Origin of the sequence: Armatimonas sp., from assembly GCF_031410135.1 — a bacterium.
Classification (GTDB): domain Bacteria; phylum Armatimonadota; class Armatimonadia; order Armatimonadales; family Armatimonadaceae; genus Armatimonas.
Genome location: NZ_JANNYP010000835.1, coordinates 1 through 6,644, shown reverse-complemented (window position 1 = coordinate 6,644; position 6,644 = coordinate 1). Strand labels below are relative to the sequence as shown.

The window sequence follows — 6,644 nt, the reverse complement described above, 5'->3', positions numbered from 1 at the left end:
CAGATGGCTGGAGCAGAGGCAGTTTCCTCACGACGATACTAGTTATTGATATTTAATGAAAAATCAGTTAACTGTTAATAAAGCACAATAACGCCATCAACGTTAGGCGAGCCAAGAGAAAAGATATGGGACAAGATTAGCTCAGCGCTGGGGCAGGGTGTCAGCAAAGGCGACCGCGTTTCCATTCACGCGAACCGAGATCTCTTGAGTCATACGAAAAGCCGCTGGGTTATGAGTAGTCATTTTGAAAGTTTCCTTGGCGACTTGTATGCCAAAGAAAATCCCAGGTTCCCCGCATTTTGCGTAAAACTCACCTACTGTCGTGCTGCGAGGTAGCCCCAGCAAAAGACTGTCTTGTCCCACTGATCTACCGTCCACTCCGCGATACATGGGTAGAGAAACACGTCCCAGTACGCCTCGTGGATCGGCCAAGCGCGGGCAGTTGGTGTCGTGCGGGAACCAATATATTGAAGCGGCCAAGTCGCAAAGCTATCGGTCCATTTTTCAAAGTCCACGATTCCATAGACTGTTAGCCCCTCAGGAGCCGCTTGGCCGGTGTGGCGCGAGTCCAGAAAGAGGGGGTTCTGGATCGGGTTGGCTCCAAGTCCCGTGGTGAAGACGAGATTAGTTGGATTGGCACCCGCGCCAAACTGACACGCTTGGACGATCCCCGCTAGATACTCAGGCTTTTGTGTCAGAAAATGCGCTCGGCAGAGCTCGATGGCGTCGGGGCAGGTGTAGAACCCGAGGAACTGCGGCTTGCCCGGATCGGGTGTCGTCACATTAAAAGCGTTTTTCGCGGCGTAGGCCAGCGCACTCTGCGCCTGTTGCTCCACGGCGATTTTAGCGTTTTTCTTCACCGTTGCGGGCAGCTCACGCTTGGTGCGAGCGGCCAGAAAGGCACTGTCGCGGTGGTTGCGTATCGTCCAGGCAAAGACCGGCTCGCCTTTGACGAGGCACGAGTCGGAGAGAAACACCTCGCGGTAGCGAGGCTCGCCCGTGAGATCATAGAGGACTATCGCGGCCAAGTTACGGTCGGTCGCCGCCTCCCACTTGTGATCAAACTCTTTTGCTGCCCGTTTCTGCCAGTCCGACTCGCCCCAGGTGAAGGCATTGATCGCGCTCGTGCGCCAGATTGCGGCTTGCTGGGCATCGTAGGGCGCGAGGCACTTGGCCAGCCGCGCCGCCACGCTGGCATAGACAAAACTGGACCAGCAGTCGGGTGCAAAGACATAGGATGGCATGGACTGCATCCAGCTCACCTCGCCATCCAGCGGGTCGCCGTCGGTCTCGATGCCGTAGCCCACGCCGCCGTCGGGCTTTTGCAAGCGTCGGAAGAGATCCGCCTCAAAGATAGCCTCGGTGAGAATATCGGGGATGCCGGGCTTTTTCGGGGCGATATTGAGCGAGAGCTTGGAGTAGAACGCGGGGAAGAGCTCCAGAAGCTCAAGCTGTGCCATCGTGACGCGCATGTGGGTGACGCGACGCGGGTTCCAGTCGCCCGCATCGTGGTAGCCGCCCCAGGCCTCTGGAACGCGCTTGCCCGTGCTCTTTTTTGCCGCCGCGCCGCCCTCGGTGGGGCCATCGAAGACGGTGTAGGTGGTCTCAAAAACAGGATTGTCGAGGGGATGGAAGTCGCGTGGCTTGTTGTAGCTGCTGGTCGGCTTGGCAAGACTCACGCCGCTACGCTCGTGGTAGAGGCCGCGCATCTGAATCTTCAGCGCGTCGGTCCAGACGTTGGCATTAATCGAAAACGGGTAGGAGCAACCGACTCCGGCAACACTCACTCGATAGCGGCCTGGTGTCTGGAAGCGCGAGAAGTCCATACGCCAGACACCCGTTTTATTGAAGTTCGTCTCGCGCTGCATCTTCTCGGTTTCGTTCTCGGCCAGCACGCGCTCGGTCTTGCCTGTAAAGACCGCCTTGCCCGTCTTTTCCTCGATCAGAGAAAAACTCAGGCCGTCGGCGTAGGGCTGTGCGCCGCCGGTGCCGCGCCAGAGCGAGAGAAACGCCCGCTTTGCCGGATCATCGGGGCGGTAGCCGATCTGCTGCACATGGATGGCCTCCGAGAGCGTCTTGGTATCGTCGAGGGTGGTTTCTAGGTTCGGAGTCTTGACATTGAGCTTGCCAAAGTCCAGCGTCACGCGGCCTGAGAGCGGCTGTGCAAGCTTCAGATAGAGCGTGTGGCGCACGGCAAACGTGCCGTAGTCAAGGGGAATGGCCCAGTTATTGGGCTTGGACTTGCGCCAAACCGCCTCAGGCTTCTGGCCATTGACGGTTATGGTCGCTGGATCGTCGGCCAGAAACTCTAAGAGAGTATCACCACGGAGTTTTTCATAAGTCACCAGGCCCTCGTTCTTAGCCCCGATAATCCAGCCTATCTCTTGCTTGTTGCGGATGAGCTTGCGCGATGCACCCACCTTGCCCTGAATCTCATCGCCCGGCTGTGGGATGTAGGTTGAGAGCTGGCTTGCCTGCACACTCCCTGCCTGAATCTCAATGGCGAGCACATCGGGTGCGATCTTGCTCACGCCCTCCACCGTGGGGCTGGTCGTTTGGCCGGACTTGAGTTTTTCAATTTGTGCAAGCTGCTCGCGCTTCCTCGCGTCGGCTTCGTCGCGCTCCCGGCGCTCCCGCTCGGCGCGGGCGGCGCTAGCCACGGCATCCGGCAGAGCAATACCGATGCTGTCTACCTCCACGGCGAGCGGCTCATCACTGCTCCAGTCGCCCGAGAGCTGCCACTGCGCGATCTTGGCCAGGTCAACCGTGCCTTTATCACTGGAGCTTGGCTTGCTAAGTGATGCGCCGTCTTTGGGCAGGAGTGTCACAAAACCGCTGGTCGGTGCGGCAGGAAGCGCAAAGTCGTAGAACGCGATGGCCTCCGTGGGGCCTTTGAGCAGAATGCGCAGTGATTTTGCTCGGTTGCCTGCGAGCACTCTCACACGAAGCGTCGGGCAGAAGTCTTTCGCCTCGGAGAGATCAAGCGTTACGTTTGCGCCGGCACCCCCGCGCGGCGTTCCCGAGAGAGTTGCCACGCCGTTTTGCATCTTTACCTTGCCTTCCCAGGTGCCGTAGGCGAAGAGAAATGCGCCGTCCATCGTGGCAATGGCTTCGGGCGGAGCTGTCTTTGCATGGGCACGGCACGAGACAGCGGCAAGCGGGGCGAGAAGCAGGGCGACGGTTCGTCGGTTCATGGTTGGTTCTCCTGAGGCAGAATGAGTTTTGGTGAGAGCGTCAGCGCGTGGATCGGCTCGGAGTAAATAGGGGGAAATCCGGCGTCCCCGATGAGCTGTGTATCTGGCAGAACGGTGCCCGCAATGAGGGCATCGAGGCAGCTAAAGAGCCCGCTCACAATGGCTGCTGGGTCGAACTCCAGCCGAATGAGCTTGTCTTCCCAGCCCAGCAGCGTCGGCGATCCCGCGTTGGCGTGCGTGGCAACCGTGATTTTAGAAAGTGTGTTGGTGTGGTGGAGGTGCATCAGAAAGCCCTGTGTCAGCGTGTCATCGAGGCTGAGAACCCCATCGCACGGTGTAGTCCGCGCTTGGCGAGCCAGTTCCCAGCCACGACCGGCATGCGATGGTGCCTCGGTGCTTGCCAAAACCTGCCCCGTGAGTGCGTGCGCGGTGCAGGCGGCGCGGAAGATGACACTGGTCTGTGGGGTTTCGGTGGGGGCAAGGAGCGCGAGCCGCTGACAGCCGCTTCGGGCAAGCGCCGCGACGCCGCTCTGAACCAGCTCCTCCATCGCGAGCTGAACCAGATAGCGAGCTGCTCCTGCAAAGGCCACCACGGGAACGCCCTGCGCCTCAATCCAGCGGGCCTGAGGGTGCGTCAGGCCAATGGCAAGGACGCCCACAAGCCGTCCTTTGCTGACTTCCTCCGTGAGGCCCGGCGGTAACAGCGGCTCACTCTCACGGATGCTGCGCTCGGCAAAGTGCAGAAACAGCGCCTCGCCACGGGCCTCGGCGCGGCGGCGGGTTTCTAGAAGAAGCTGGCCCCAGAACGGAGAGACGCCTGCTTGCGCAAAAAACTCGGGGTTGACGGCAAGGGCGAGTCGGCGCTGATCAAGCGTGGGGGAGACATAGATGCCACTGCCCGGCTTACGGATAATCTGGCCTCGTGCGGCGAGCTCCTCCAGCGCTGCCCCCAGCGTCGCATTGCTAATCCCAAGCTGCTCCCGGAGTGTCCGTGCAGAGGGCAGGGCTCCTCCTGACCCAATCTTGCGAGCCAGCTCCAGAAGCTGTTCACGGGTCACATCGGTGCGTAGGTTGGTCATAGATTGTACCGGTATGATTTATATCGTACCGGTACTGATTCTGTCAAGGTACCACGGCCATTCAGTTTTAGCCTCCCGACTCGCTTAGGCTCATCATGGGCACCCTCTGGGTACGGGCTCCGCGAAGGGTTTTGTGTGCTTAACTACCCCTTTCGCAGGCACCCAGGGGGTACCCGACGACCGATCAGCCGTGCCCAGAGGGCGCCCAGGTCGCCGTCTCAGCGGCGGGGGGAGGCTAAAACTGAATGACCGTGGTCAAGATACAATCTGCAAAGGAGAAAGGGGGCGCACGGTCGAATTTACCCCTGAGTCTTGGACAAGATCTCCCCTTGAGCAGAAGGAAACGACGATGAAAAAGTATCTGGCACTGGCGCTTCTGGGCGCACTGGTAACCGGCGCGGCACTGCCACCCGCCCAACAAAAAGTAGACCGTGAGACGAAAGTCCGCGACGACAAGAAAAAGCTGGAGGCAAGCGGCTACTGGCACTATAACGATCTCCCCGCCGCTTTTGCCGAGGCGAAAACTACGGGTAAGCCCATCGTGGTCGTGCTGCGCTGCATCCCGTGTGAAGAATGTGTCAAGCTCGACGACGAGGTGATCGAGGCCAACGCCCAGATGAAGGGGCTCCTGGACAAGTTTGTTCGAGTGCGCCAGATCTCCACCAATGGCCTGGATCTCTCGCTCTTCCAGTACGACACCGACCAGAGCTTCGCTGTGTTTTTACTCAATGCCGATGGCACGATCTACGGACGCTATGGCACGCGCTCCCACCGCACCGAGTGGCAGGGCGATGTCTCGGTTGAAGGCATGGCTAAGGCGCTCGAAGGGGCTCTGGCGCTCCACAAAGACTACCCGAAGAACAAGGCCCTGCTCGCGACTAAGCGTGGGCCCGCTCCCGAGTTCGCCAAGCCCGAGCTGTTTCCTTCGCTACGGGCCAAGTACACCCCGTTTCTCAACTACGAAGGGAAAGTGGTACCAAGCTGTATCCACTGCCACCAGATCAGCGATGCCCAGAAAGAGCTCGCCCTTCAGCGCCGTCAGCTCACCGATACGATTCTCTACCCGTACCCGCACCCGAAGTCGTTTGGCCTGATCCTGAACCCCAAAGAGCGACCGGCCGTGCTCAAGACAGAACCTGGCAGTGATGCCCAAAAAGCAGGCTTTCTGCCGGGCGACGTGATTCTCTCGCTTGAAGGCCAGCCACTTCTCTCCCTAGCGGATATGCAGTGGGTGCTCAACACAACCCCCGCCGCAGGCGCAACGCTCAAGGCCAGTGTCGTGCGAGCGGGCAAGCCCAAGACGATCACCCTGACCCTCCCTGATGGCTGGCGCAAGCGCGATGATATCTCCTGGCGCGTGAGCACTTGGGGCCTGCGCCGTGCAGGACTGGGAGGGATGAAGCTTGATCCGAACCCAAGTGGGAAAGGGCTGTTGGTCGGCCATGTGGGGCAGTTTGCGCCGCACGATCTGGCAAAAAAAGCCGGTGTCGTCAAAGGCGATATTCTGATGGGCTTCGACACCGTCACCAACCCTACCAGCGAGACAGGCCTCATCGCCCATGCCTTGCAAGTCAAGAAACCCGGCGACACGATCCCGCTGACGATTCAGCGCAACGGCCAGACGATCAACACGAGCTTTGTGCTGCCTGCACCCTAGCGAGTTGGAAGCTCCAGAGCCAGCGCATCGTCTCGACGGTCTCGGGCTTGGAGCACCACTCTAGCGGCACGTGAAGGCACTGCTCCACGGAGAGCCTCCAGTCTCGCTGTGCTTGCTCCCAGGAGTAGTCGGGCTGGGCAAAGGCGGTGTACCAGCGCTCCAATATCGCGGCTTCATGGGCGGCGCGGGCTTCCTCGGGCCACCAGAGGATCAGAAAATACGCCAAGTCATAGGCGGCGAGCCCATAGGTGAGCGACCAGTCGAAGGGTTGGCGGTCGAGGAAGTAGACGGGAGTCTCTGTGTCCTTTGGCGTGAGGATATTGGTGGAGTTCAGATCGCCGTGGAGCAGGCTCTGCCCGCTGGGATCGGCCCAGCGCTGACGTAGTGTGTCCGCATGCTCCTCAAAGCGTGTCTCAAACGCCTGCCCGGTTGCCTGCTCCAGGGGCACTACTCCGGGGCGAATCTCGGCAAAGTAGCGCTCCCAAACAGAGTCATCAGGCACGGGCTGTGAGCCTGCGTGGTGCCGGTGCATACGTCCGAGCGCGTCCGCGACGGCGAGGCTGTACTCTAGCGTGCGCTGCCCCCCGAAAACTGGTCCAGTGACTGAGTTGGTATCCTGACCAGAGGCGGGCTTGCCCGCCTCGGGAGAACCAACCGTGAAACAAGGTCAATACAACGACCAACAGATACTCGCAATACTCCAGCAGGCAGAGC

At 60.0% G+C, this 6,644-nt stretch carries 3 protein-coding genes and 1 pseudogene; 1 reads left to right on the top strand and 3 read right to left on the bottom strand.

Annotation, left to right across the window (positions count from 1 at the left end):
- Window positions 1-314: 314 nt before the first annotated feature.
- Both RMO15_RS30335 and RMO15_RS30330 read right to left on the bottom strand, forming a co-directional pair.
- On the bottom strand, window positions 315-3,194 hold the full coding sequence (locus RMO15_RS30335; protein ID WP_309722048.1) for a glycoside hydrolase family 9 protein: 2,880 nt from the start codon (window positions 3,192-3,194) through the stop codon (window positions 315-317).
- The gene (locus RMO15_RS30330) at window positions 3,191-4,273 is read right to left on the bottom strand and encodes a GntR family transcriptional regulator (protein ID WP_309722046.1); all 1,083 of its coding nucleotides are present in this window, start codon (window positions 4,271-4,273) and stop codon (window positions 3,191-3,193) included. The genes RMO15_RS30335 and RMO15_RS30330 overlap by 4 nt, the downstream gene beginning before the upstream one ends.
- Window positions 4,274-4,622: 349 nt before the next feature.
- Between RMO15_RS30330 and RMO15_RS30325 the strand changes: the two genes are divergently transcribed.
- Window positions 4,623-5,930, top strand: a complete 1,308-nt coding sequence (locus RMO15_RS30325) for a Trx7/PDZ domain-containing (seleno)protein (protein WP_309722043.1) — start codon at window positions 4,623-4,625, stop codon at window positions 5,928-5,930.
- Here the strand turns inward: RMO15_RS30325 and RMO15_RS30320 are convergent.
- Window positions 5,899-6,474, bottom strand: a pseudogene (locus tag RMO15_RS30320) (phosphotransferase); the annotation flags it as partial. The gene RMO15_RS30325 and the pseudogene RMO15_RS30320 overlap by 32 nt on opposite strands.
- Between the last annotated feature and the right edge of the window lie 170 nt (window positions 6,475-6,644).

What these genes read in the sequence shown, in the direction of transcription:
- RMO15_RS30335 (WP_309722048.1), bottom strand. Translation starts at nt 3,194, where the DNA reads ATGAACCGACGAACCGTCGCCCTGCTTCTCGCCCCGCTTGCCGCTGTC.
- RMO15_RS30325 (WP_309722043.1), top strand. Translation starts at nt 4,623, where the DNA reads ATGAAAAAGTATCTGGCACTGGCGCTTCTGGGCGCACTGGTAACCGGC.
- RMO15_RS30330 (WP_309722046.1), bottom strand. Translation starts at nt 4,273, where the DNA reads ATGACCAACCTACGCACCGATGTGACCCGTGAACAGCTTCTGGAGCTG.